This is a genomic window from Cellulomonas algicola (assembly GCF_019024305.1).
In the GTDB taxonomy this organism is placed as follows: domain Bacteria; phylum Actinomycetota; class Actinomycetes; order Actinomycetales; family Cellulomonadaceae; genus Cellulomonas; species Cellulomonas algicola.
Genome location: NZ_JAHKSJ010000008.1, coordinates 147,997 through 173,822 on the forward strand (window position 1 = coordinate 147,997; position 25,826 = coordinate 173,822).

General features: G+C 74.2%; 16 protein-coding genes. 10 read left to right on the forward strand and 6 right to left on the reverse strand.

Going from position 1 to position 25,826, the window contains the following annotated elements; genetic code table 11:
- The first annotated feature begins 60 nt into the window (after window positions 1-60).
- The 7 genes from KOV94_RS07955 (at window position 61) to KOV94_RS07985 (ending at window position 13,949) form a co-directional block, all read left to right on the forward strand.
- A complete protein-coding gene (locus tag KOV94_RS07955) occupies window positions 61-1,308 on the forward strand; it encodes a DUF1972 domain-containing protein (RefSeq protein ID WP_218051751.1) in 1,248 nt (415 codons plus the stop codon).
- Window positions 1,305-2,105 carry a CDP-alcohol phosphatidyltransferase family protein gene (locus KOV94_RS07960; protein WP_124342945.1) on the forward strand — a complete coding sequence of 267 codons (801 nt, stop codon included), beginning with the start codon at window positions 1,305-1,307 and terminating at the stop codon, window positions 2,103-2,105. Before KOV94_RS07955 ends, KOV94_RS07960 begins: the two co-directional genes overlap by 4 nt.
- On the forward strand, window positions 2,102-2,782 hold the full coding sequence (locus tag KOV94_RS07965; RefSeq protein WP_124342946.1) for a hypothetical protein: 681 nt from the start codon (window positions 2,102-2,104) through the stop codon (window positions 2,780-2,782). The genes KOV94_RS07960 and KOV94_RS07965 overlap by 4 nt, the downstream gene beginning before the upstream one ends.
- Window positions 2,783-2,992: 210 nt before the next feature.
- Window positions 2,993-6,523 (forward strand): PKD domain-containing protein, encoded by a 3,531-nt coding sequence (locus KOV94_RS07970; RefSeq protein WP_218051752.1) that lies wholly within the window; start codon window positions 2,993-2,995, stop codon window positions 6,521-6,523.
- A gap of 270 nt (window positions 6,524-6,793) precedes the next feature.
- Window positions 6,794-11,503: a PKD domain-containing protein gene (locus KOV94_RS07975; protein WP_218051753.1), complete on the forward strand. Its 4,710-nt coding sequence runs from the start codon at window positions 6,794-6,796 to the stop codon at window positions 11,501-11,503.
- A 59-nt stretch (window positions 11,504-11,562) separates the two neighbouring features.
- Complete coding sequence (locus tag KOV94_RS07980) at window positions 11,563-12,579, forward strand: glycosyltransferase family 2 protein (protein WP_308160435.1); 1,017 nt, start codon at window positions 11,563-11,565, stop codon at window positions 12,577-12,579.
- A complete protein-coding gene (locus KOV94_RS07985) occupies window positions 12,576-13,949 on the forward strand; it encodes a flippase (protein ID WP_124342950.1) in 1,374 nt (457 codons plus the stop codon). The genes KOV94_RS07980 and KOV94_RS07985 overlap by 4 nt, the downstream gene beginning before the upstream one ends.
- Before the next feature lie 54 nt (window positions 13,950-14,003).
- On the opposite strand, the gene KOV94_RS07990 is transcribed toward KOV94_RS07985, so the two are convergent.
- The 4 genes from KOV94_RS07990 to KOV94_RS08005 all read right to left on the reverse strand — a co-directional run bounded on the left by KOV94_RS07990 (window position 14,004) and on the right by KOV94_RS08005 (window position 19,463).
- Window positions 14,004-15,047: a glycosyltransferase family 4 protein gene (locus tag KOV94_RS07990; protein ID WP_218051755.1), complete on the reverse strand. Its 1,044-nt coding sequence runs from the start codon at window positions 15,045-15,047 to the stop codon at window positions 14,004-14,006.
- A 175-nt stretch (window positions 15,048-15,222) separates the two neighbouring features.
- Window positions 15,223-16,272 (reverse strand): glycosyltransferase, encoded by a 1,050-nt coding sequence (locus tag KOV94_RS07995; RefSeq protein ID WP_218051756.1) that lies wholly within the window; start codon window positions 16,270-16,272, stop codon window positions 15,223-15,225.
- On the reverse strand, window positions 16,269-17,630 hold the full coding sequence (locus KOV94_RS08000; RefSeq protein ID WP_218051757.1) for an O-antigen polymerase: 1,362 nt from the start codon (window positions 17,628-17,630) through the stop codon (window positions 16,269-16,271). Before KOV94_RS08000 ends, KOV94_RS07995 begins: the two co-directional genes overlap by 4 nt.
- 39 nt (window positions 17,631-17,669) lie before the next feature.
- Window positions 17,670-19,463: a tyrosine-protein kinase domain-containing protein gene (locus KOV94_RS08005; protein ID WP_218051758.1), complete on the reverse strand. Its 1,794-nt coding sequence runs from the start codon at window positions 19,461-19,463 to the stop codon at window positions 17,670-17,672.
- Between the two features lie 408 nt (window positions 19,464-19,871).
- On the opposite strand from KOV94_RS08005, the gene KOV94_RS08010 reads away from it, so the two are divergent.
- Window positions 19,872-20,324, forward strand: a complete 453-nt coding sequence (locus KOV94_RS08010; RefSeq protein ID WP_124341023.1) for an FAD synthase family protein — start codon at window positions 19,872-19,874, stop codon at window positions 20,322-20,324.
- A gap of 217 nt (window positions 20,325-20,541) precedes the next feature.
- Window positions 20,542-24,219: a transcription-repair coupling factor gene (mfd, locus tag KOV94_RS08015; RefSeq protein WP_218051759.1), complete on the forward strand. Its 3,678-nt coding sequence runs from the start codon at window positions 20,542-20,544 to the stop codon at window positions 24,217-24,219.
- 61 nt (window positions 24,220-24,280) lie between these two features.
- Here mfd and KOV94_RS08020 read toward each other — a convergent pair whose 3' ends face one another.
- Window positions 24,281-24,589, reverse strand: coding sequence for a transcriptional regulator (locus KOV94_RS08020; protein WP_218051760.1), 309 nt, complete (start codon window positions 24,587-24,589; stop codon window positions 24,281-24,283).
- Window positions 24,586-25,077, reverse strand: a complete 492-nt coding sequence (locus KOV94_RS08025) for a hypothetical protein (protein WP_124341020.1) — start codon at window positions 25,075-25,077, stop codon at window positions 24,586-24,588. The genes KOV94_RS08020 and KOV94_RS08025 overlap by 4 nt, the downstream gene beginning before the upstream one ends.
- A gap of 137 nt (window positions 25,078-25,214) precedes the next feature.
- Between KOV94_RS08025 and KOV94_RS08030 the strand changes: the two genes are divergently transcribed.
- On the forward strand, window positions 25,215-25,820 hold the full coding sequence (locus tag KOV94_RS08030; protein ID WP_218051761.1) for a SurA N-terminal domain-containing protein: 606 nt from the start codon (window positions 25,215-25,217) through the stop codon (window positions 25,818-25,820).
- The last annotated feature ends 6 nt before the right edge of the window (window positions 25,821-25,826 follow it).

Below are 25,826 nucleotides of genomic sequence, written 5' to 3' on the forward strand. Positions count from 1 at the left end.
GCTCGACGTCCCCCCACGGACCGGACCCACCCCCGCGTGCGGGACGACGGAAGGACCCTCATGACGCGCTCGCAGGACGGGCCGCTGCGCATCGCGCTCATCGGCACGCGCGGCGTCCCGGCTCGCTACGGCGGCTTCGAGACCGCGGTCGACGAGGTCGGCGGCCGGCTCGCCGCGCGCGGGCACGACGTGCTGGTCTACTGCCGCACGCCCGAGCCGGCGGACCGCGTCCCCGCGTACCGCGGCATGCGCCTCGTGCACCTGCCCGCGCTGCGCCGCCGCTCGCTCGAGACGCTCAGCCACACCGCGCTGTCGGTCGGGCACCAGGTGGCGCACCGGCACGACGCGGCGGTCGTGTTCAACGCCGCGAACGCCGTCTTCCTGCCCGCGCTGCGCGCCGCGCGCATCCCCGTCGCGACCCACGTCGACGGTCTCGAGTGGCGCCGCGCCAAGTGGGGCGGCGCGGGCCGTCGCTACTACCGGGCCGCCGAGGCGCTCGCCGTGCGCTGGTCCGACGCGCTGATCGCCGACGCCGCCGGGATCGCGGACTACTACACCGCCGAGTTCGGCGCGCGCACCGAGCAGATCGCGTACGGCGCGCCGCTGCTCGACGACCTCGGCACCGACAAGCTCACCGAGGTCGGGCTGGAGGCGCGCGGGTACCACCTCGTGGTGGCCCGGTTCGAGCCGGAGAACCACGTCGAGCTCGTCGTCGAGGGCTACCGCCGCTCGGGGGCACGGCTCCCGCTCGTCGTCGTCGGGTCCGCGCCGTACGCCGACGAGTACACGCGTCGGGTACACGCCGCAGCCGACGACCGCGTGCGGTTCCTCGGGGGCGTCTGGGACCAGGACCTGCTCGACCAGCTCTACGCGCACGCGCTCACGTACCTGCACGGCCACAGCGTCGGCGGCACCAACCCGTCGCTGCTGCGCGCGATCGGCGCGGGCGCCCCGACGGTCGCCTACGACGTCTCGTTCAACCGCGAGGTGCTGGGCGACGCGGGCCGCTGGTTCGCGACGCCCGACGACGTCGCGCGCCGGGTCGAGGACGCGGAGGCCGACCCGGCCGGTGCGCTCGTGCGTGGCGCGGCGGCCCGCCGGCGGGCCGAGGACTACGACTGGGACGACGTCGCCGACGGGTACGAGCGGCTGTGCCGCCGGCTCGCCGCGGGTGAATTCCGCGGCCGTCGCCGACCGTCGGGCCGCCGGCGTCCCGCGTCCGACGCGACGGCGGTACCGTCGCCTGACCCCGCACCCGTGCGCGTCCCCACCGACGCCGTCCCGGCCCGCCCGGACGGTGCCGCATGACGACCACGCCGCTGCACCAGGAGGAGCCGGTGACCACCTCGGTCTCGGAGTCGTTCAGCGAGACGCTCGGTCGTCTCGGCTCCGTCCAGAAGGGCGCCCGCGGGGCACCCGCCTACTCGCGGTTCGTCAACCGCCGGGCCGGGCGCGTGCTGGCCGCGTGGGCGTACCGCGCGGGTCTCACGCCCAACCAGGTCACCGCGATCAGCGCCGTCTGGACGTTCGCCGCGATCGGCGTGCTCGCCCTCGCGCCCGTCGCGTGGTGGACCGGCGTGGTCGTGTCCGTCCTGCTGCTGGTCGGGTACGCGTTCGACTCGGCCGACGGGCAGGTCGCGCGGCTGCGCGGCGGCGGCAGCATCGCGGGGGAGTGGCTCGACCACATCATCGACGCGGTCAAGGTGTCGAGCCTGCACCTCGCGCTGCTGGTCGGCCTGTACCGCGCCGACGTCGTGCCGGACGCGTGGCTGCTCGTGCCGCTCGCGTACTCGGCGGTGTGGTCGGTGCTGTTCTTCGCGATGATCCTCAACGACCAGCTCCGCCGGCAGGCGGGCGTGACGATGCGGGCGACCGCGGGCGGCGACCGGCCGTCGGTGCTGCGCTCGCTGGTCGTCGCGCCGACCGACTACGGCGTGCTGTGCCTGTCCTTCCTGCTCTACGGGTGGACCACGGGGTTCGGGGTCGTCTACGCGCTGCTCGCGCTCGCGACCGCCGGGTACCTCGCGCTCGCGCTCCGCTCGTGGTTCGCGGAGATGCGCACGCTGCGCCGTCCCGTCGGCGACGCCCGGGGTGGTGAGGCGTGAGCGAGGCACCTGCGCGCCGGCCCGTGCCGCGCTGGGCGGTCGTCGCCGTCGCCGTCCTCGTCGTGCTCGTGACGGGCGGGGTCGTCTGGGCCGCGGTGGCGCAGTCGGGGAGCGCCGAGGCGGGACCCACGTCGTCCGCGACCCCGTCCCGGTCCGCGGCCGACGCGACCACCGCACCCGCGACCCCGGTCGAGACGCCGACCGCACCCGCACCCGGTGAGCCGGGCGGCGGCGCGACGGACGACGCCGACCCCGCGGCCCCGTTCACGCCGGTCACCGAGGCCGCCGTCGCGCTCGACCAGCCCGCGACGTTCGCGTCGGGGGTGACCGCCGAGCTGACGAAGGTCGAGTCGGTCGCCGGCGAGGCGCAGGGCCCGGGCGAGGTCGCGGGGCCTGCGGTCCGCGTGACCGTCCGTCTCACGAACGGCACCGCCGCGGCCGTCCCGCTCACCCAGGCGGTCGTCAACGTCTACGCGGGGCAGGACCTGGCGCCCGGCGAGCCCCTCAGCGGGCCGGGCGGCAAGCCGTTCACGGGCTCGGTCCAGCCGGGGGCGACGGCCACGGGCGTCTACGTCTTCAACGTGCCGGCCGACCAGCGCGACCGGCTCCAGGTGACCGTGAGCTACGACCCGACCGTCACGACGGTCCTCTTCGAGGGCGCCGGCCCGAGCGCCTGAACACCCGACGCACGCCCGGCCCGAGCCGTACCCGGCGCGGGCCGGGCGACGTGCGTCTGCGCAGGTCATCGCGTCCCTCTCGCTCGGACGGGTGTCCGAGTATCACCCGTCGTGACCGGTGTTTTCACCCGTCCTGTCCTGTTTTGCGCGGTTTCGCGCTCGTAGGATCGTGCGCGTTCGCCCACTGTCCGAGCGCCCCGGGGTGTCGTCATGTCTCTGCGTCCAGTCACCGACCGTCGTCCGGTCGCTCGTGCGTGGGCCCTTCTCACCGCTGCGGCGACGGTCGCCGTCGGGCTGGTCGTCGGCGCCGCGCCGGCGCAGGCCGACACCGCCCCGCCGCCCGAGCTGCCCCCGACGGTCGCCGCCGACGCGCTCCCGACGGTGCAGATCAACGGCGTCGTCTGGCAGCAGACGATGGTCGGCAACCAGGTGTACGCGGGCGGCGACTTCCAGAACGCGCGCCCGGCAGGCGCGGCGGCAGGCGTCAACACGGTCACCCGCACCAACCTCCTGCGCTTCGACGTCACGACCGGCGTGCTCGACAGCGGCTGGGCGCCGAACCCGAACGCGCAGGTCCGCGCGGTCGTGAAGTCGCCGGACGGCTCGCGCATCTACGTCGGCGGCAACTTCACGAGCATCGCGGGGACCACGCGGTACCGCATCGCGGCGTTCGACGCGGCGAGCGGCGCGCTCGTCACGACGTTCAACGCGGGCACCAACGGCCAGGTCCGGGCGCTCGCCGCGACCAACACGACTGTCTACGCGGGCGGTATCTTCACGCAGGCCGGCAGCGCGACGCGGACGCGGCTCGCCGCGTTCAACGCCGCCAACGGTGCGCTGCTGCCGTGGAACCCGACCGTCGACGACGGCTCGGTGAGCGCCCTGACCGTCTCGCCCGACGGTGCGACCGTGATCGTCGGCGGCAACTTCACGTCGTTCAACGGCAGCACCGCGGCCCCGGACGGGCTCGCGCGCGTCGACGCGGTGACCGGCGCCCCGCTGTCGTTCCCGGCGACGTCGCAGATCCGCAACAGCGGCACCGCGGGGTCGATCACGGGCCTCACGGGCGACGCGGACAACATGTACGGCACGGGCTACACGTTCGGGCGCTCGGGCGGCACGCTCGAGGGCGTCTTCGCCGCGGACTGGGAGACCGGCTCGATCCGCTGGATCGCCGACTGCCACGGCGACTCGTACGCCGTGCACGCGCAGGGTCCCGTGGTCTACGCCGCGAGCCACCACCACTACTGCGGCAACGTCGGCGGCACGCCGCAGAACGACGAGTGGCTGTTCTACCGCGCCGACGCGTACACCAAGCAGCCGATGCGCAAGCTCGGCCGCGAGCACCTCGGCTACACCAACTTCGAGGGCACGGACGCGCCCGAGATGCTGAACTTCTACCCCGACCTGGACACCGGCACCTACACGGGCCAGAACCAGGGCCCGTGGGCCGTCACCGGCGACGACCGGTACATCGTCTACGGCGGCGAGTTCCTCAACGTGAACTTCCGCCGCCAGCAGGGTCTCGTGCGGTTCGCGGTGCCGAGCATCGCCCCGAACGACCAGGGTCCGCGGTTCTCGGGCGCCGACTTCACGCCGACGGCCCGCGGGATCGGGACGGGCGCGGTGCGCGTGTCGTGGACCGCGAACGCGGACTTCGACAACGAGGGCCTCACCTACCGCGTGCTGCGCAACGGGACGCCGGTCTCCAACGAGGTCAAGCCGTCGACCATCTGGAAGCGGCCGACGCAGGGGTACACCGACACCGGCCTGACGCCGGGGCAGTCGTACACGTACGCGGTGCGGGTCTCCGACCCGTACGGCAACACCGTCACGAGCCCGTCGGTCCAGGTCGTCGCGGACGGCACCGGACCGGTGAGCCCGTACGCCCAGACCGTCATGACCGACGGCGCGTCGCACTACTGGCGCCTCGGCGAGCCGAGCGGCACGACCGCGCTCGACGCGGCCGGCACGGACGACGCCACGACCGGCACCGCGCTGACCCGTGGCACGACCGGCGCGATCGCGGGCGACTCGACGACGGCCACGACGTTCGCGGGCACGACGAACAGCCGTGTCGTCGCGCCGCAGCGCGAGCAGGACATGAACGAGCTGTCCGTCGAGGCGTGGATCCGCACCACGTCGAACCAGGGCGGCTGGGTCGTCGGGTTCGGCAGCTCCACGAGCCTGACGGGCACGAGCGGCACGCGCGACCGGCAGCTGTACGTCGACAGCGCGGGACGGGTGCAGTTCGGCGCGAGCCCGGGCCAGAACCGCACGGTGAGGTCGCCGCAGGCGGTCAACAACGGCCAGTGGCACCACGTCGTCGGCACGATGGACGGCCACGGCATGGCGCTCTACGTGGACGGCGCGCTCGTCGCGTCGCGCACCGACAACCCGTCCGGCCGCAACTTCACGGGCTTCTGGCGGATCGGCGGCGACAGCCTGAGCGGCTGGCCGAACGCGCCGACGTCGAACAACTTCAACGGTGCGATCGACGAGGTCGCGGTGTACCCGTTCGCGCTCGCGCCGGGGACGGTCGCGGCGCACCACACGCTCGGCGTGACGGGCGAGGCGCCGGAGCAGCCCCCGGTGGCCGCGTTCACCCCGACGCCGAACGGCCTGACGGTGAACGTCGACGGCTCGGCGTCGGCCGACCCGGACGGCACGATCGCGTCGTACGCCTGGAGCTTCGGCGACGGCGGCACGGGCACGGGCGCGACCGCGTCGCACGCCTACGCGACCGGCGGCACCTACACGGTGACGCTGACCGTGACGGACGACGACGGCCACACCGCGCAGGTGTCGCACGACGTGACGGTGACCGCGCCGCCGCCGAACCAGCCGCCGGTCGCCGCGTTCACGACGGCGACGACGGGGCTCTCGGTGCAGGTCGACTCGGCCGGCTCGTCCGACCCCGACGGCACGATCGCGCAGCGCGCCTGGAGCTTCGGCGACGGCGGGACGGCGACCGGCACGACCGCGTCGCACGCCTACGCGACCGACGGCACGTACACGGTCACGCTGACGGTCACCGACGACGACGGCGCGACCGCGCAGACGACGCACGACGTCACGGTCACGACACCGCCGGCCGACGCGCCGTTCGCCGCGGACGCGTTCGCGCGGACCGTCGCGGGCGGCTGGGGGACGGCCGACACGGGTGGCGCGTGGACGGTCGCGGGCGGCGCGGCGAACTTCTCGGTCGCGTCGGGCGTGGGTGCCATGCGCGTCACGGGTGCCGGGTTCCGGCTGTCCTCGTTCCTGCCGGTCTCGTCGACGAGCTCCGACGTCCGGGTGGACGTCGCGCTCGACGCCGCGCCGACGGGCAGCGGGACGGACCTCGAGGTGGCGGGCCGCACGGTCGGCACGACCGACGGGTACCGCGCGCGGCTCAAGATGCTGAGCACGGGTGTCGTGCGCGCGTCGCTCATCGGGGTGTCCGCGGGCGCGACCGCGACCGTGGCGCAGGTGAACGTCCCGGGCGTCACCTACACGGCCGGGCAGACCCTGTCGGTGCGCCTGCAGGTCGAGGGCACGGGCACGACCACGCTGCGGCTCAAGGTGTGGCCCGCGGGCTCGCCCGAGCCCGCCGCGTGGACCCTCACCGGCACCAGCACGACGGCGGCGCTCCAGGTGGGCGGCGGTGTGGGCCTGTCGGTCTACACCTCGTCGACCACCACGACGCTGCCGCTGACCGCCCGGTGGAGCCAGCTGACGGCGCGTCCCGTGACCGCCTGACCGGCGCCCAGCACAGGCACACCGACGGCCTCGCCGTCCCGCGCACCCGCGGGAGGCGGGGCCGTCGTGCGTCTCGGGAGAGCACGGCAAAGGCGTCCCCTGGACGGCCCCGCGCGCCGCGCCACTCACCGCGACGAAACGATTCGTCCGAATCACCCGGTTGCGCGTCCAGTTCACCCGGTTCCACCCCCTTCGGGGCGGTTTCCGCTGCTTACGATCCTCGTGCGCGGCTCGCCCTGCCGTGCGCCCCCGTCGCCCCCGAGGTGCCCCATGACCCGCTTCCGCGGACTCGTCGCCCGATCCTCCGCGCTCGTCGCAGCCGCCGCCCTGACCTTCGCCGGCGCGACGCTCGCGACGCCGGCCGCCGCCGACACCGCCCCGCTCGAGGGGACCCCGCTGACGGTCGCCGCCGACTCCCTGCCGACCGTGCAGATCGACGGCGTCGTCTGGCAGCAGGGCATCGCGGGGTCGCGCGTCTTCGTCGGCGGCGACTTCGCGAACGCGCGCCCGGCCGGCTCGTCCGCGGGCACCAACCTCGTGCCCCGCGCCAACCTCCTCGCGTACGACCTGGCGACCGGCGTGCTCGACGCGTCGTGGGCGCCGAACCCCAACGCGCAGGTGCGGACGGTCGCGGTGTCGCCCGACGGGACGCGCGTGTACGTGGGCGGCAACTTCACGAGCATCGCGGGGCAGGCGCGGTACCGGATCGCGGCGTTCGACGCGGCGACGGGCGCGCTCGTCACGTCCTTCAACCCGGGCGTCGACTCGCAGGTCCGCACGATCGTCGCGACCAACACGACCGTGTACGTCGGCGGCTCGTTCACCAACGCCAACGGGTCGGCGCGCAACAAGGTCGCCGCGTTCAACGCGGCCGACGGCGCGCTCCTGCCGTGGGCGCCCAGTGCCGACGACGGCTCGGTGAGCGCGCTCGTCGTGTCGCCCGACCAGACGCAGGTCATCGTCGGCGGCAGCTTCTCGACGTTCAACGGGAGCGGGAACCCGGGCTACGGACTGGCGCGCGTCGACGCCGTCACGGGTGCGACGCTGCCGCTCGCGATCAACGGGCTCATCCGCAACGGCTCGACCCAGGCGTCCATCACGAGCCTGTCGAGCGACGCGACCAGCTTCTACGTGACGGGCTACGTCTTCGGCAGCACCGGCAACCTCGAGGGCACCGCGCGCGGCGACTGGGCCACGGGCGAGCTGATCTGGGTCGAGGACTGCCACGGCGACACGTACGCGGCGTGGCCCGGCCCGGGTGACGCGGTGTACGTCGCGGGACACCCGCACTACTGCGGCAACATCGGCGGCTTCCCGCAGACCGAGCCGTGGACGTTCTACCGCGCGCTCGCGTTCAGCAAGGCCGTGACAGGCGTCGCGACCGCCGACCCGTACGGCTACTACAACTACGCGGGCAAGCCCACGCCGACGCTCCTCAACTGGTACCCGGACATCAACTCGGGCTCGTACACCGGCCAGGGTCAGGGCCCGTGGACGGTCACCGGCAACGACCGGTACCTGCTGTACGCGGGCGAGTTCACGATCGTCAACAACAAGGGCCAGCAGGGCCTCGCGCGGTTCGCGCGCACGGACACCGCGCCCAACAAGCAGGGTCCGCGCCTGGGCTCGTCCACGTGGCCGCTGTCGGCGGCGTCGTTCCAGTCCGGCACGGTGCGCCTGAGCTGGCCCGCGAACTACGACCGCGACAACGAGAACCTCACGTACACCGTGTCGCGCAACGGCCAGGTGATCCACACCGTCACGGCGGCGTCGGTCATCTGGAAGCGCCCGCAGATGGGCTTCCTCGACACCGGGCTGACGCCGGGGACGACGTACACGTACCGGATCAAGGCCGTCGACCCGTTCGGCAACTCCGCGATCACCGACCAGGTCCAGGTGACCGTCTCCGACGACGCCTCGACCAGCGCGTACGCGCAGCAGGTGCGCACCGACGGCGCGACGTCGCTGTGGCGGCTCGGCGAGCCCAGCGGCACCACCGCGTTCGACTGGGTGGGCTGGTCCGACCTGACGCTCGGGTCGACCGTGACCCGCGGCGCGGCCGGCGCGATCGTCGACGACCCGAACGCCGCCTCGACGTTCGACGGCACCGCGAGCTCGACGGGCGCCACGAGCACGGCGATCCAGGGACCGGACTCGTTCGCGGTCGAGGCGTGGGTCAAGACCACGACCACGCGCGGCGGCAAGATCGTCGGGTTCTCCAACCTCCAGACGGGCTCGTCGGGCAGCTACGACCGGCACGTCTACATGGAGAACTCCGGGAAGATCACGTTCGGCGTGTACCCGGGCTCGGTCCGGACGCTCACGAGCTCCGCGTCGTACAACGACGGCCAGTGGCACCACGTCGTGGCGTCGATGGGCACCGAGGGGATGAAGCTCTACGTCGACGGCCGTCGCGTCGGGCAGCGCGCCGACACGACCACGGGCCAGGCGTACGCCGGCTACTGGCGGATCGGCGGCGACAACCTCGGCGGGTGGCCGAACCAGCCGACGAGCAGCTACCTCGCGGGCAGCATCGACGACGTCGCCGTCTACCCGGCGCCGCTCACGGTCGCGCAGGTCGAGAACCACTACACGCTGTCGGGCCGCACGGTCGCCAAGCCGCCGGCACCCGCCGACAAGTACGGCAAGGCGGTCTACGACGCCGGCCCCGAGCTGTACTGGCGGCTCGGTGAGGGATCGGGCACGACCGCGGCCGACTCCGGCCCGTACGGCACGCCGGGCGTGTACCGCGGCACGTTCCTGCGCAGCCAGACCGGCGCGCTGTCGGGCGTGAGCAACACCGCGGTCCGGTCGCTCGGCTCGAGCAACACGCTCGTCGCGAGCACGCAGCAGGTCTCGAACCCGACGGTGTACTCGCAGGAGCTGTGGTTCAAGACGTCGACCAACAACGGCGGCAAGCTCATCGGCTTCGGCGACACCAACACCGGGGTGTCGGGCAGCTACGACCGGCACGTCTACATGGAGACGAACGGGCGTCTGACGTTCGGCACCTGGACGGGCGTGGCCAACACGATCACGACGGCCGCGTCGTACAACAACAACCAGTGGCACCACCTGGTCGCCACGCAGGGCCCCGACGGCATGAAGCTGTACGTCGACGGCGCCCTGCAGGGCACGAACCCGCAGACGGGTGCGCAGGCGTACAACGGCTACTGGCGGATCTTCGGCGACACGACGTGGGGCCCGCAGGCGTGGTTCGCGGGCACGATCGACGAGGTCGCGGTCTACTCCTCGGTCCTCGACGCGCAGACGGTGACCAACCACTACGCGCTCGGCAAGACCGGCCAGCTGCCCAACCAGCCGCCCGTGGGCGCCTTCACGTCGACGCCGACCGACCTCGCCGTGGCGTTCGACGCCACCGGGTCGACGGACTCCGACGGCACCGTCGCCGGCTACGCCTGGACGTTCGGCGACGGCGCGACCGCCACGGGTGCGACCCCGTCGCACACGTACGCGGCGGGCGGCACCTACACCGTCACGCTGACGGTCACGGACGACAAGGGCGCGACCGCGCAGGTCGCCCACGACGTCACCGTGGTCGCGCCGAACCAGCTGCCGACGGCCGGGTTCACCGCGACGCCGACGGACCTCACGGTCGCGTTCGACGCCGGCACGTCGTCCGACCCGGACGGCACGATCACGCAGCACGCGTGGACGTTCGGCGACGGCACGACGGGCGACGGACCCGCCCCGATGCACACGTACGCGGCGGGCGGCGACTACGAGGTGACGCTCACCGTCACGGACGACCGCGGCGGCAGCGCGCAGACCGTCCGCACGGTCACGGTCGTGGCGCCCAACCAGGCGCCCGTGGCGGCGTTCACCGCGACGCCGACCGACCTCACGGTCGCGGTCGACGGCTCCGCGTCGGCCGACGCCGACGGCACCCTGACCGCCCACGCGTGGGACTTCGGTGACGGCGCGACCGGCACGGGCGCGACGGCGTCCCACACGTACGCGGCGGCCGGCACGTACACGGTCACGCTGACCGTCACGGACGACCGCGGCGACACCGGCACGACGACCCGTGAGGTCACCGTGGCGGCGCCGGTCCCGAACCAGGGCCCGGTGGCGGCCTTCACGGCGACGCCGACGCACCTCGCGGTGGCGGTCGACGCGTCGGCCTCGACCGACGCGGACGGTCAGATCACGTCGTACGCCTGGCAGTTCGGCGACGGCGCGACCGCGACCGGCGCGACGGCGAACCACACGTACGCGGCCGACGGCACGTACACGATCACGCTCACGACGACGGACGACGACGGCGACACCGGCACCACGACCCGCGAGGTCACCGTGGCCGCGCCGCCCGCCGACGCCCCGTTCGCGCTCGACCCGTTCGCGCGGTCGGTCACGGGCGGCTGGGGCTCGGCCGACACCGGCGGCGCGTGGACGGTCCAGGGCGGGGCGGCGAACTTCTCCGTCGCGAGCGGCACGGGCGCGATGCGCGTCACCGGCGCCGGGTTCCGCCTGTCGTCCTTCCTGCCGGTCTCGTCGACCAGCACGGACCTCACGGCGAAGGTCGCGCTCGACGTCATGCCGACGGGCTCGGGCGCCGACCTCGAGCTCGCGGGTCGCACCGCGGGCACGACCGACGGCTACCGGCTGCGGCTCAAGATGCTGTCGACGGGCGTGGTCCGGGCGTCGATCGTCGGGATCTCCGCCGGCACCACGGTCACCGTGGCCCAGGTCAACGTCCCCGGCATCACGTACGCCGCCGGGCAGACGCTGCAGACCCGCTTCCAGGTGACCGGGACGGGCACGACGACGCTGCGCGCGAAGGTGTGGGCCTCGGGCTCGCCGGAGCCGACGGCGTGGACCCTGTCGGGCACGAGCACCACGGCCGCGCTGCAGGCCGCGGGCGGGATCGGCCTGTCGGTGTACACGTCGGCGACCACGACGACGCTGCCGCTCACGGCTCGGTGGAGCGAGCTGGTGGCGCGCCCGGTCGTGCCATGATCGCCGCTCAGGGGGAGCGACGTCCGGCAGGGGGACCGATGGAGGACGGCTCGAGGACGGTGGCTGCGCACGACGCGGCGACGGCCGGTCACGACGACCCGCGCACGGTCGTCGGGGTGCTGACGTACAGGCGCCCCGACGACCTGCGGGCGGCGCTGCCGATGCTCGTGGCGCAGGCCGCGCTGCTCGACCCGCCGGCGGAGGTGCTCGTCGTCGACAACGACCCCGACGGCGGTGCGCGCGGGGTCGTGGAGGACGAGGCGGCGCGGTCCGCGGCCGACGGCGGTCCCGTCGTCCGGTACGCGCACGAGCCGCAGCCGGGCATCGCCGCGGCCCGCAACCGCGCGTTCGACGAGTCGGGCGACGCCGACCTGCTGGTGTTCATCGACGACGACGAGCGGCCCGTCCCGACGTGGCTGCGCCTGCTCGTCGACACGTACCTGGTGGACCGACCGGAGGGTGTCGTCGGGCCCGTGGTCTCGGAGTTCGAGCAGCAGCCCGACGCGTGGGTCGCGGCGGGTCGGTTCTTCGACCGCCGACGCCTGCCGACGGGCACGACGACCGACGTCGCAGCCACCAACAACCTCCTGCTCGACCTGGCGCGCGTGCGGGCGCTCGGGCTGCGGTTCGACGAGCGGTTCGGCCTGTCCGGCGGCTCCGACCAGCTCCTCACGCGGCAGCTCGCGAAGGCAGGCGGGCGGATGGTGTGGTGCGACGAGGCCGTCGTGGTCGACGTCGTCCCGCCCGACCGCGTGACGCGACGCTGGGTGCTCGCGCGCGCGTTCCGCAACGGCAACACGTGGGGCCGCACGTCCGTCGTGCTGGCCGACGGCCCGCTGGACCGCGCGCTCGTGCGGGCGCGCGTGACGGGTCAGGGGGCGGTCCGGGCCGCTGGGGGCGCGGCCCGCTGGGCGCTCGGCACCGTCACCCGCTCGCACGTCCACCAGGCGAAGGGCCGTCGCACGTTCGCACGCGGGACGGGCATGATCGCGGGGGCGTACGGCACGGTGTACGTCGAGTACGCGCGCGACGGGCGGCGTACGGTGCGCGCCGGGAAGGTGCCGGGCGCGTCGTGACCCGCAGGACCGGGGAGACCGGGGGGCCGGCGGTGGAGGACCGCACGAAGGCGAAGGGCGGCACCGCCCGCAGCATGACGATCACGCTGGTCGGGAACCTGTTCCCGCCCGTGGTCGCGCTCGCGAGCGGCCCGATCCTCGCGCAGTCGCTGGGCGTCGACGGACGCGGTGCGGTCGCCGCCGCGACGGCGCCGCTCGGGCTCGCGATCGCGCTCATGACCTTCGGCGTGCCGGAGGCCGTGTCGTACGCGGTCGCGCGGCACCCGCGGCTCGTCCGGGTCGCGGCGCGCAACGGTGCGGCCATCGTCGTGCTCGCGGGCCTGCTCGCGACCGGGGCCGTGTTCGCGGCGCGCGAGTGGCTGTCGGGCGGCGACCTCGAGATCCAGAAGCTCATGGCGGTCGCGTCCCTCGCGGTGCTGCCGACGCTCCTGCTGGGCGTCCTGCGCGGCATCGCGTCCGGCCTGCAGCGCTGGGCGATGGTCGCGTGGGAGAAGGTCCTCGCGTCCGGCCTCCGCCTGGCCGTGCTGATCCCGCTGTGGCTCACCGGCCACCTGACGCCGTTCACGGCGACCGTCGTGCTCGCCGTCATGCCCGTGATGGGTGCGCTCGCGTACCTCACGCTGCCCCGACGGCTGCCGCCCGCCGAGCCCGACACCGAGGGCCTGGCGTCGACCCGCGCGCTCACCGGGTACGGCCTGCGGCTCTGGATCGGCACCATCTCGGGGATCCTGCTGTCGCGCGTCGACCAGACGATCATGACCCCGCTGAGCAGCGCCTACGAGCTCGGCCTCTACGTCGTCGCGGTCAACGTGAGCGAGCTCCCGCTCGTCATCCACCGCGCCGTGCGCGACGTGACGTTCGTGACCGACGCGAGCCGCAGCGAGGACGCGCGCCTCGCCGCCGCCGCCCGCATCTCGACGCTCATCTGCACGGTCGTCGCGCTCGTCCTCGGCGGCACGATGATCTGGTGGCTCCCGCTGCTGTTCGGCGAGGAGTTCGCGCCCGCGGTGCCCATCGCGTGGCTTCTGCTGGTCGCCGTGGTCATCAGCACGCCCGGGTCCATCGCCGGCGCCGGCCTGTCCGCGCGCGGCCGGCCGGGCCTGCGCAGCATCGCGCTCGTCATCGCGTGCGTGCTCAACATCGGCCTGCTGGTCCTGCTCGTCCCCACGTACGGGGCGATGGGCGCCGCGTGGGCGACGCTGCTCGGCTACGTCGTCTCGTCCGGCCTGAACCAGTGGTTCCTCAAGCGGCTGTTCGGCGTCTCGATGCTGTCGTTCTACGGCGTCCGCCGCACCGACCTGACGATCCTGCGCGGCTACGCGGGCTCACTGGTCGGCGGCGTCACCCGCCGCCTCCGCCCCCGCCGCTGACGCGCCCCGCCGCTGACGCGCCCCGCCGCTGACGCGCCCCGCCGCTGGCGTCTCTCAGACGAGGCCGACCGCGCGGGCCATGCCGTCGACGAGGTGCGCGGACGTGAACCGGTCCTCGACCGCCTTCCGCGCGCGCTGACCGAGCGCGACCGCCGCGTCCGGGTCGTCGAGCAGGCCGAGCACGCGGTCCGCCAGCTCCGTCGGCTCCTGCGGCTCCACCAGCAGCGCCGTCTCACCGTCGCGGTGGTAGTCCTCGTGGCCGGGCGTCGCGGTGAGCACGACGGGACGCGCGGTCGCCATCGACTCGAGGCTCACGGTGAGCCCGGACATGTGCAGGTTGGGGCGGGTCGCGATCGCGACGACGCTCGCGCGCGCGTACAGGTCGCGCAGCTCGGTGTGCGACAGGCGCGGCACCTTCGTGACCCCGGGGGGTGCGGGCACGTCGGAGGAGTTCTGCACGACGATCTCGACGTCCGGGCGCGCCTCGTGCACGCGCGACAGCGCGGCGAACAGCGTGGTGGGGTCGCGGTCCCGGTCGCCGCCGACGCTCACGACGAGCGGTGCGGGCGCGGGCGGCTGCGCGGAGAAGAACTCGTGGTCGACGCCGAACGTGAAGAACGACACCGGCGGGCCCGACCGGCCCAGCGCGGCCTCCAGCGGCTCGACCTGCGCGCGGCTGTTGACGAACACGCCGTCCATGCGCCGCAGCACGTCGAGCGCACCGCGCACCCGCTCGGACGACGGGTCGATCTCGAGGGCGTCCGTGAGCCAGATCGTGCCGGCGAACATGCGGGCGTGCGGCGACAGGACGAGCATGCGGCGCGCGAGGTTCTCGTCCCAGGCGATCCCGACGTCGGAACGGCTGCGGTGCGGCACCGCGGAGCGCAGCAGCGCGCGCACGCGGTCGGCGCGCGTCGGCTCGGGCAGGCTCGCGGTCGTCACCGCGGCACCGGTGCGCTCGAGCAGGTCGAGCCCGTACGGCCAGCGGCCGGGCACCTCGCCGCGCGCGTGCCGGGCCTCCCACGACGCGACGTCCCGCTCGGCTCGGAAGACCACCTCGACGGCGGTGCGGGTCGCGGTGACCGGGGTCGCGGTCATCGGGGCTCCTCGGGGTGCAGCACGACGGTACGCGGCGCGCCGACGGCGCGTGCGAGAGCGGGACGCGGCACGGGTGCGCGGCGTGCGAGGGCGGCGGCGCCGGGGTGCTGCGGACAGGCGGCGCGCGCGCGAGCGGAGCGTCGGGCCGCGGCGGCCGCACCGGACGCGTGCGGGCTCACGACACGTCCTGCGTCACGAGCTGCGGCATGGTGCGCCCGTGGGCGCGCGCGACGGCGTCGTGGAAGACGGCGGCGTGCCCCGCGGCGACGGCGGGCCAGTCGCGCGCCGACAGGTCGGGGCGGTCGCGGCCCAGGTCGAGCGCGGCCGCGCGGTCCAGGCCGGTGCGCAGGTCGGCGGGCGTGACGGACCCGGTGAACGTCGTCACCCAGGCGCCGCCTACCTCGTCGGCGAGCGCGGCCGACGTCGGCCCCTCAGGGACCAGGACGGGCCTGTCGAGCGAGAGCGCGAGCAGCGCGGCGCCGGAGTTGTGCAGCCGGCGGTAGGGCAGGACGACGAGCGACGCGGCGGACACCTCGGCCGCGAGCACGTCGTCGTCGACGTACGCGAGGCGCAGACCGACGCGCGGGTCGGCGGCGGCGAGGGCCTCGACGGTCGCGCGCAGCTCGGCGGTCTCGGGGCTGCCGACGACGCGCAGCTCGAGCTCGTCGCCCGGCGTCGCGGCGAACGCCTCGACGAGCTCCTCGACGCCCTTGTAGGGGCGGACGAGCCCGAAGAACAGCACGCGTCCGGGTCGTGCCTCCCCGCGCGGGTACGGGGCGTACCAGTCGCGGTAGTGCGGGTGCGGCACGGTCACGAGCGGGGTGCCGGGGCGCGCGTCGTCGGGCAGCGGCGTCGTCCCGTTGAGTCGCACGAACACGGTCGTCCGGCGGTCGACGACGCGCAGGAGCCACCGCTCGAGCGCGCTGCCGGACTCGTGCGGCTCGACGTTGTGCAGGGTCCGCACGACGGCCGTGCGGGTCAGCGCGAGCCGTGCGAGCAGGGCCGCCGTGGTCACGAACCGCGCCGCGGTCTTGAGCCGCGACGTCCCGCGGAGCAGCTTCTCCGGCCAGTGCACGTGGAAGACGTCGTAGCGCCCGAGGAGCGCGGTGCGCCAGTCGAAGGTCAGCGCGTGCACGTCCTCGGGCAGCTCGACGAGCAGCTGCGCGAGGTACGGGTTGGTGGTGCGGCGGGGCCGCGGGAACGACTCGAGCACCGTGACGGTCATGCGCGCCCTTCCGGCAGGGGGTCCGGCACGGCGGCCGGTCGGGTGTCGTCGAGGGTCGCCTCGCCGGCGTCGACGCCGGGTCGGGGGAGCAGCAGCATGCCGAGCGCGAGCACGATGATCGGCATCGAGCTGTAGATGGGACCGAACGCGAAGTTCCAGAGCATGACGCACGTGAGGTAGATCGCGAGGCCGGACGCGACGCGGCGCGCGGCGGCGCTCGCGATCGACCATACCGACAGCCCGAGGATCCACGCACCGAGCGCGACGCCGGGGATGCCGAAGTTCGACCAGAGGTCCGCGATCACCGCGTGCAGCTTGATCTCGCTGCCGAACATGTAGTTCTCGACGTACCCGTTGTCGGGGTCGTAGTTGAGGGCGGCCATGCCGGACTTCGCGACGAGGATGTCGTCGAGGTTCGCCTGGACGCCGACGCCGTACCCCATGGGCCGGGACTCGGCGAGGGCGAGGCTCGCACCCCACTCCGGCCGGCCGCCCAGCAGGATCGAGCCCGACGCCTGCACCTGCTCCTGCGACCGCTGCTGCGTCGCCGCGCCGAGGTACCCCTCGAGGATCAGCGTGGTGCCGACCGAGTAGACGCACGCCGCGATGCCCGCGAACAGCGCGATGGTCGCGAGCGCGCTCGACCGCCGGCCGAGCGTCGTCGGACGCAGCTGGTAGGCGACGAGGAGCGCGGCGAGCACGAGCGTCGCGAACGCCGACCGCGAATCGTTGAGCATGCAGACGGCGGCGAGCGCGAGCAGCAGCACGATCTCGACGGGCCGAGGCCGCTTCCGCACGACGAGTCCGAGCGCGAGGACGGTCACCGCGTAGGAGAAGTTGTACTTCCACGGGTTGGCCGGGTTGATGGGCTCGAGCCCGATGCGCAGGACCAGGCCCGCGGCGGCGGACAGCGCGACGGTCCGCAGGGAGAGCACGGTGCGGGCCCACAGCAGCAGGCCGATCGCGCAGAAGCCGCCGACGACCAGCAGGAGGTTCGCGCGCAGCACGACCGGGCTGATCGTGTGCGACGCCGACGACACCGCGGTGAGCCACACGCCTGACGCGAGCGCGATCCCGCCGAGCAGCAGCAGCCCGCGCGCGCCGACGAACCGCTTCGGTGCGGACCACCAGACGGGCACGAGCGCGAGCGGGACGACGATCGCCGTCGTGAACGCGTCGACGAGCTGGTAGTTGAGGGCGACCATGGCGACGGCGGCCATGGTGACGTACCGCGTCGAGCGCCGGGGGACGCGCAGCGGTGCCGGGACACGCGGGTGCGCGCGGGCGTGCGTCGACCCCGTGCCGGGCCGTGCGTCGGCGGCGCCCGGGTGCGGGGCGGGGGCGGTGCGCGTGCTCATGCGGCACCGTCCTGCGCGGCGGGGGGCGTCACGACGGGCTCACAGCCAGGAGGCGTGCGCGCCGCGCTCCTGCGCCATCGGGCGCGGCGCCGACAGCTCCAGGTCGTCGAGCCCGGCGAGCTCGCGCCCCGGCAGCAGCGCCTCGCCGGAGCGTGCCGCGGGACCCGAGCCGTTCGTCCCGCCGGACGCTGCGCCGACAACGACGGGCGCCGGCCGGGACGCCGCGGAGGCCGTGGGCGTCGCCGTCCCGGACGTGCCGGCGTCGACGGGGGCGCCGTCGCGCTCGGGTGCGGCCTCGCCGGGGTGCGTGCTCGGCGCCGTCGCGCCCGCGGGCGCGGTCGCCTGTCCGGGAGCCGACGGGACGGGTCCGGCCAGCGGCGCTGCAGCGGCCTCCGGCGCCGGTGCGTCGCTCGGCGTCGGGGTCCCGCGACGGCCGGCCCGGCGACGCCCGCCACGCTGCCCGAGGGACCATGCCTTCGCGGTCGACTGCGGCGTCGAGCCGTACGTGTAGACCGCGCCGGACGCCTTCGCGGAGACCTGGTTGAGCAGGAGCCCGAGGACGCGCGCGTCGACCGCGGTGAGCGACGCGAGCGCGTCGGAGAGCTGCGGCCGGTGCACGGTCCGGCAGCCGACGACGACGAGCGCGCCGTCGGTGAGCCGCGACAGGACGGCCGCGTCGGTGACGGGCAGCAGCGGCGCGGAGTCGAGCAGGATCACGTCGTAGCTCAGCGCGAGGCGCTGCAGCAGGCGGCCCATCGCGGGGGAGTCGAGCAGCTCGCTGGGGTTGGGCGGGATCTGCCCGGCCGGCAGGACGTCGAGCGAGCCCTCGCCCCACGGCTGGATGACGTCCTCGGCCGTGGCCTCGCCGATGAGCACCGTCGTCAGGCCGACCGCGCCCTCGATGCCGAGGTAGCGGTGCACCGACGGGCGGCGCAGGTCGGCGTCGATCAGCAGGATCCGCTGGTTGCCCTCCGCCATCGCGATCGCGAGGTTGATCGCGGCGGTCGACTTGCCCTCGGTCGGCAGCGACGACGTCACGACGATCGACCGGCTGGGGCCGGCGATCGTGAGGAACCGCAGGTTGGTGCGCAGCCGACGGAACGCCTCGGCCTGGTCGCCGAACGGGTCGCGGCGCATGAGCAGCGGGCTCTTGCGGTTCTTCCTGTCCCAGCGCACCGACGACAGGACGGGCGTGTCGGTGACGCGGCGCAGGTCCTTCATGGAGCGGATGCGGGTGTCGAGCAGCGTGCGGGCCAGCGCGATCACGACGCCCGCGATCAGGCCGAGCGCCATGCCCGTCGCGGCGTTGAGCTTGGTGTTGGGCGCGAACGCGTACGACGGCGGCGAGGCCTGCCCGACCAGCGTGATCTGGACGTTCGGCTCGCCGTCGGCCGAGTCGCCCTCGAGGTCCTCGACGGCGACCGCGAGCTGCGTGGCGACCGCGTTCGCGATGTCCGCCGAGCGCTCGGGGTCGCCCGACACGACGGAGATCTCGAGCATCGTCGCGTTGAGCAGCGCGGACACGCTCACCGACTTCGCGAGCGAGCGGCCCGTGGTGTCGAGGCCGAGCTGCTCGATCACGGGGTCGAGCACGTAGGGCTTGGTCGCGAGCTGCGCGTAGTTCTCGATGCGGTTGAGCGCGTAGGTCGACCCCTGCACGAGCTCGCCGGGCGAGCTCGTGCCGGTCGCGGTGACGTAGACGCTGGACGTCGCGCGGTAGCTCGACGGGATCGTCGTCGAGTAGGCGTAGCCGGCCGCGAAGCCGAGCGCCGCGAGCACGCCGATGAGCAGCCAGTGCTTGCGCAGCGCTGCGAGGTACTCCGCAGGCTCCATGCCGATCCCCTCTCGTTCCGGTGCACCCCTGTGCAGGACGTCCACCGGGGATCACCGTCGCCCGAGCTGCCCCCACCCGTGGTCAGTGCTCTTGATTGTCGACGATCCTGCCTCGGAAAGAGCCGTGGCGGTGTGGGCGAAATGTGAAACCTCGTGGGTTTTCGCCCGGTCGGCCCACCGTGACGCCGCAGGTCCACCCGATCGCCGCGCCGCAGGGGCACGATCGTGGCGCCGACCCGGACAAGTGGGTGAAAAACGGTTCGTGCGGGTGACGTCGCCGGTGCGCTATGTCCGGGTTGCGCGGATTCCCTCTACAGTCGGCTGGTCGGGTTGCGGCAGTGCAGCCCGCGACAGGAGGTCCTCGACGGCGCGGGCCCGTGGTCCGTCTCGTCAGCAGGAGGGTGTGGCATGGCACGCATCGTGGGGTACGCGCCGGGCGCGTACGACCTCTTCCACGTGGGACACCTCAACATCCTCCGGCACGCGAAGCGCCGCTGCGACTACCTGATCGCCGGCGTGGTCGCGGACGAGGTGCTCGAGCTCACCAAGGGCCGCCGGCCGATCATCCCGCTCGCGGAGCGCATGGAGATCCTCAAGCACATCTCGTACGTCGACGAGGTCGTCGCCGAGGTCCAGCCCGACAAGGTCGAGACCTGGCGCAGCGTCGGGTTCGACGTGATCTTCAAGGGCGACGACTGGCGCGGCACGCCCAAGGGCGACCGGCTGGAGCGCGACTTCGCCGCGGTCGGTGTCGAGGTCATCTACTTCCCGTACACCGTGCACACCTCGAGCACCGCGCTGCGGCGTGCGCTCGCGGCGATCGACGGCCCGGACGAGCTCGTCGCGTCCGAGGTCGGCTGACTCCGACCGCGCGGCGCCCCGCCGGTTCGCACGGCGCCCCGCCGGTTCGCACGGCGCCCCGCCGGCTCGCACGGCGACCGTCGCCGCTCCGCCCGCGGGCGGTGTCGGCGGGGGCTCGTAGACTCGTGCTGCACCCCGGATCCACGCGGATCCGGGGCGTTCGTGCTGTGCCCGGACAGGGCCACCAGCGCTCCGTCGAGCCCTCCGCGAAGGAACCATGGACCTCACCGGCCTGCTGCCCGCGCTCCTCGACGACCCCGCGCTCGCGGAGGCCGTCTCGCTCGTCCCTGCGCGGGGCGAGCTCGACGTCGTCGGTCCCGCGGGTGTGCGACCGCCCCTGCTCGCGGCGCTCGCGGGCGCGCACGCGACGGCCGGCGCGCCGGGACCGGGCGCGAAGGGGCGGCCGCTCGTCGTGGTGACCGCGACGGGCCGCGACGCGGACGAGCTCGCGGCCGCGCTGCGCTGCTACCTGCCCGACGACGCGGTCGCCGTGCTGCCGGCGTGGGAGACGCTGCCGCACGAGCGGCTGTCGCCGCGGTCCGACACGGTCGCCCGCCGGCTGGCGGTGTTCCGCCGGCTGGCGCACCCGACCGCGGACGGCCCCACGGGCCCGGTGCGGGTGCTCGTGCTGCCGGTGCGCGCGCTGCTGCAGCCGGTCGTCGAGGGGCTCGGCGAGCTCGAGCCGGTCGCGGTCGCGGTCGGCGACCGCGTCGACCTGGACGACCTCACCGAGCGGCTCGTCGCGGCGGCCTACCAGCGCGTCGACATGGTCGAGAAGCGCGGCGAGTTCGCGGTGCGCGGCGGCATCCTCGACGTGTTCCCGCCGACCGACGACCACCCGCTGCGCATCGAGCTCTGGGGCGAGGACGTCGAGGAGGTCCGCTGGTTCTCGGTCGCGGACCAGCGGTCCCTGGAGGTCGCCCAGCACGGGCTGTGGGCGCCGCCGTGCCGGGAGATCCTGCTGACCGACGAGGTGCGCGCGCGGGCCGCGTCGCTCGCCGAGCGGCTGCCGGGCGCGGTCGACATGCTCGACAAGCTCGCGCAGGGCATCGCCGTCGAGGGCATGGAGTCGCTCGCGCCCGCGCTCGTCGAGCGCATGGTGCCCGTGCTGGACCTCGTGCCCGACGACGCGCTGCTCGTCGTCGCCGACCCGGAGCGTGTGCGGCGTCGTGCGCACGACCTGGTCGCGACGACCGAGGAGTTCCTGGCCGCCGCGTGGACGTCCGCCGCGGCGGGCGCGGCGACGCCGCTCGACCTGTCGGCCGCGTCGTTCGCGTCGTTCGCCGAGGTGCGCGCGCTCTCCGCCGTGCGCGGCCTCGGCTGGTGGACGCTCAGCCCGTTCACGCTGGACGCCGACGCGGCGGTCGCAGCGGGTGCGCCCGGCGCGGACGCGGGCGATGCACCCGCCGCAGGCCGGGCGCTGCCGGACGACCTGGCCGCCGACGGGCACACCGTCGTCGTCGCGGCGCGCGACGTCGAGCGGTACCGCGGGGAGGTCGCCCGCGCCGTCGCGGACGTGCGCACGCTGCAGCAGCAGGGCTGGCACCTGGTGCTCGCGACCGAGGGGCACGGGCCCGCGCAGCGCATGGTCGAGCAGCTCAAGGCGTCGGACGTCCCGGCACGGCTCGTGACGTCGGTCGACGACCGGCCCGAGGGCGGGGTCGTCCTCGTCGTGCCCGCACCTGCCGGGCCGGGCTTCGTCGCCGAGCCGCTGCGGCTCGCCGTGTTCTCGGAGGCCGACCTCACGGGCCGGGCGGGCAGCAGCACGCGGGACATGCGGCGCATGCCGAGCCGGCGGCGCAACGTCGTCGACCCGCTCCAGCTGCGGCCCGGGGACTTCGTGGTGCACGAGCAGCACGGCGTGGGGCGGTTCGTCGAGCTCGTGCAGCGGACGATCGGGACCGGCGCGAACGCGGCGACGCGCGAGTACCTCGTCATCGAGTACGCGAGCAGCAAGCGCGGCCAGCCCGGCGACCGGCTGTTCGTGCCGAGCGACCAGCTCGACCAGGTGACGAAGTACGTGGGCGGCGAGGCGCCGACGCTCAACAAGATGGGCGGCGGCGACTGGGCCAAGACGAAGGGCCGCGCGCGCAAGGCGGTCAAGGAGATCGCGGCGGAGCTCATCCGGCTCTACAGCGCCCGCATGGCGACGCCGGGGCACGCGTTCGGCGCGGACACGCCGTGGCAGCGCGAGCTCGAGGACGCGTTCGCGTACGTCGAGACGCCCGACCAGCTCGCGACGATCGACGAGGTCAAGGCCGACATGGAGAAGGCGGTCCCGATGGACCGCCTGGTCTGCGGCGACGTCGGCTACGGCAAGACCGAGATCGCGGTGCGCGCGGCGTTCAAGGCCGTGCAGGACGGCAAGCAGGTCGCGGTCCTCGTGCCGACGACGCTGCTCGTGCAGCAGCACCTCGACACGTTCTCCGAGCGGTACTCCGCGTTCCCCGTGACCGTGAAGGCGCTGTCGCGGTTCCAGACGGACAAGGAGTCGAAGGAGGTCGTCGCGGGCCTCTCGGACGGGTCCGTCGACATCGTCATCGGCACGCACCGCCTCATCACGGGCGAGGTGCGGTTCAAGGACCTCGGGCTCGTCATCATCGACGAGGAGCAGCGGTTCGGCGTCGAGCACAAGGAGACGCTCAAGGCGCTGCGCACCAACGTCGACGTGCTCGCGATGAGCGCGACCCCGATCCCGCGCACGCTCGAGATGGCCGTCACGGGAATCCGGGAGATGTCGACGCTGGCCACCCCGCCGGAGGAGCGGCACCCCGTCCTCACGTTCGTCGGCGCGTACGACGAGAAGCAGATCAGCGCGGCGGTCCGTCGCGAGCTGCTGCGCGAGGGCCAGGTGTTCTACGTGCACAACAAGGTCGAGTCGATCGAGCGCGCCGCGTCGCGGATCACGGAGCTCGTGCCGGAGGCCCGCGTCGCCGTGGCGCACGGGAAGATGAACGAGCACCAGCTCGAGCGCGTGATCGTCGACTTCTGGGAGAAGAGGTTCGACGTCCTGGTCTGCACGACGATCGTCGAGACGGGCCTCGACATCTCGAACGCCAACACGCTGATCCTCGAGCGCTCGGACCTGCTGGGCCTGTCGCAGCTCCACCAGCTCCGCGGCCGGGTCGGCCGTGGTCGCGAGCGCGCGTACGCGTACTTCCTCTACCCGCCGGAGAAGCCGCTCACCGAGACCGCGCACGACCGCCTCCAGACGATCGCCGCGAACACCGACCTCGGCGCGGGCATGGCGGTCGCCATGAAGGACCTCGAGATCCGCGGCGCGGGCAACCTGCTGGGCGGCGAGCAGTCCGGGCACATCGAGGGCGTGGGCTTCGACCTGTACATCCGCATGGTCGGCGAGGCCGTCGCGTCGTTCCGCGGCGACCAGCCGGAGGAGCTGCCCGACGTCACGATCGAGCTGCCCGTCGACGCGCACATCCCGCACGACTACATCGCGCACGAGCGCCTGCGTCTCGAGGCCTACAAGAAGATCGCGGCGGCCGCCGACGCCACGGCGCTCGGCGAGGTGCGGGCCGAGCTCGCGGACCGGTACGGCGCGGTTCCCGCCGCCGTCGACAACCTGTTCGAGGTGGCCGAGTTCCGCCAGAAGGTGCGGGCTGCCGGGCTCACCGACGTCACCGCGCAGGGCAAGTTCGTGCGGTTCGCGCCGGTCGAGCTGGCCGAGTCCGCGCAGCTGCGGCTCAAGCGGCTGTACCCGGGGTCGATCCTCAAGCCCGCGACGCGCACCGTGCTCGTGCCGTTCCCGACGACCGCGCGCATCGGCGGGCGGCCTCTGCACGGGCGCGAGCTGCTCGCGTGGGCGCGCCAGCTGGTCGACGCGGTCGTGCTCGGCGACGTCGCGGCGGCGGCGAGCGTGGGGACGGGCGGCCGCTGACGCTCCGGTCGCCCGGTGGCCCGGGTCGACCCGCAGGACGTCGTCGAGCAGTCGTGCGCGGTCAGCCGCGGGCGATCTCCGCGAGCGCGGCGAGGTGCGCCTCGACCGCGCGTCGCCCGTCAGGGGTCAGCGTGACCCACGTGAGCCGGCGCGCGTCGGCGCGGGCGGGCGACCGTTCCTTGCGGACGCTCACGTAGCCGGCGTCGGTCAGCACGCGCAGGTGCTTGGACAGGCTCGTGTCGGTCAGCCCGAGCGTGTCCCGCAGCACGGCGAACTCGAGCTCCGTGCCGCGTCGCAGCACTCCGGCGATGCGCAGCCGGGCGGGCGCGTGGACGACCTCGTCGAAGGCCGGGACGACGTCGCCGGTCATGCGTGCGGGTGCTCCGCGGCGAGCTCGCGTCGCTGCGCGTCGTCGTACCAGGGGCCGAGGACGACGGCCGCGACGAAACCGACGGCGGCGGGCACGAGCGCCCACACGTACGCGACGTCGGTGAGCCGGACGACCAGCGTGGCGGCGAGGACGAGCACCAGGACGACGATCAGCGCGCGGTACAGCGCACGCGACCGCGGGCCGGCGGGCTCGGCGACCCAGACCCCGTAGCGCCGGCGGTAGAGCACGACGAGCGCGGGCAGCCCGAACAGCGCGACGGGCAGCAGGACCAGCGACGCGGGCGACGGGAGGGCCTGCGTGCAGACGATCAGCGCGACGACCGCGCCGAGCGTCGGGTGGTACCACCAGGGCGTGACGACGCGCGCGGCGAGCGACGCCCGGTCGGCCGCGAGGTCGGCGAGCGCGCTGCGCGCCTCCGCCGGGGTCGGTCGGGGCGAGGGCACCGCGCCGTCCAGGTCGTTTTCCATGTCGGCAAGTCTACGGATGACTTGCCGATCGGGAAAGTGTCTTCTGCGGGCGAGCTCGTCGGGGGAGGGATGCGGGATGCGCGGCCGGACCGCCTACGATGACGCCGATCGACGAGCGACGACGCGGGAGGTCCCTGGTGGCGGTGCAGTGGCGTGCGGGTACGGGCGTGCGACGGGTCGGTGTGGTGCTGGCCGGCGGTGTGGCCGCGGGCGTGCTCGCCGGGTGCGCGGGACAGCCCGGTGCGGCGGCGGTCGTCGACGGGACGGCGATCCCCACGTCCGACGTGCGGGTCGCGTCCGACGAGCTGCGGCCCTACCTGCAGGACGTGTCGCCGGCGAACGTGCTCACGGTCCTGGTGCACGAGCCGACGATCGTCGCGATCGCGGAGGAGAACGGCGTCGGCGTCTCCGAGGAGGAGGCCGCCGAGCTGCTGGACTCGGTCGCGAAGCAGCGCGACCCGGAGGCGGACGCGACCTTCTCGCAGCCGTCGCTCGACGTCGCGCGCTACTCGCTCGCGTACACGCGCCTGCAGGAGCTCGAGGACGCGCAGGAGGTCCTCGGTGACGCGCAGGACCGCATCGCGAAGCTCGACGTCGAGGTCAACCCCCGGTTCGGCACGACCGACGACGTGAACACGATCCTCCCGCCGACGGCCCGCCCGTGGATCGTCGTGCCGGCGACTGGCGGTGGCCAGGGCGACGGCACCGCGCCCGCACCCGAGCCCAGCCCGTCGGCGTCCTGACGGGGG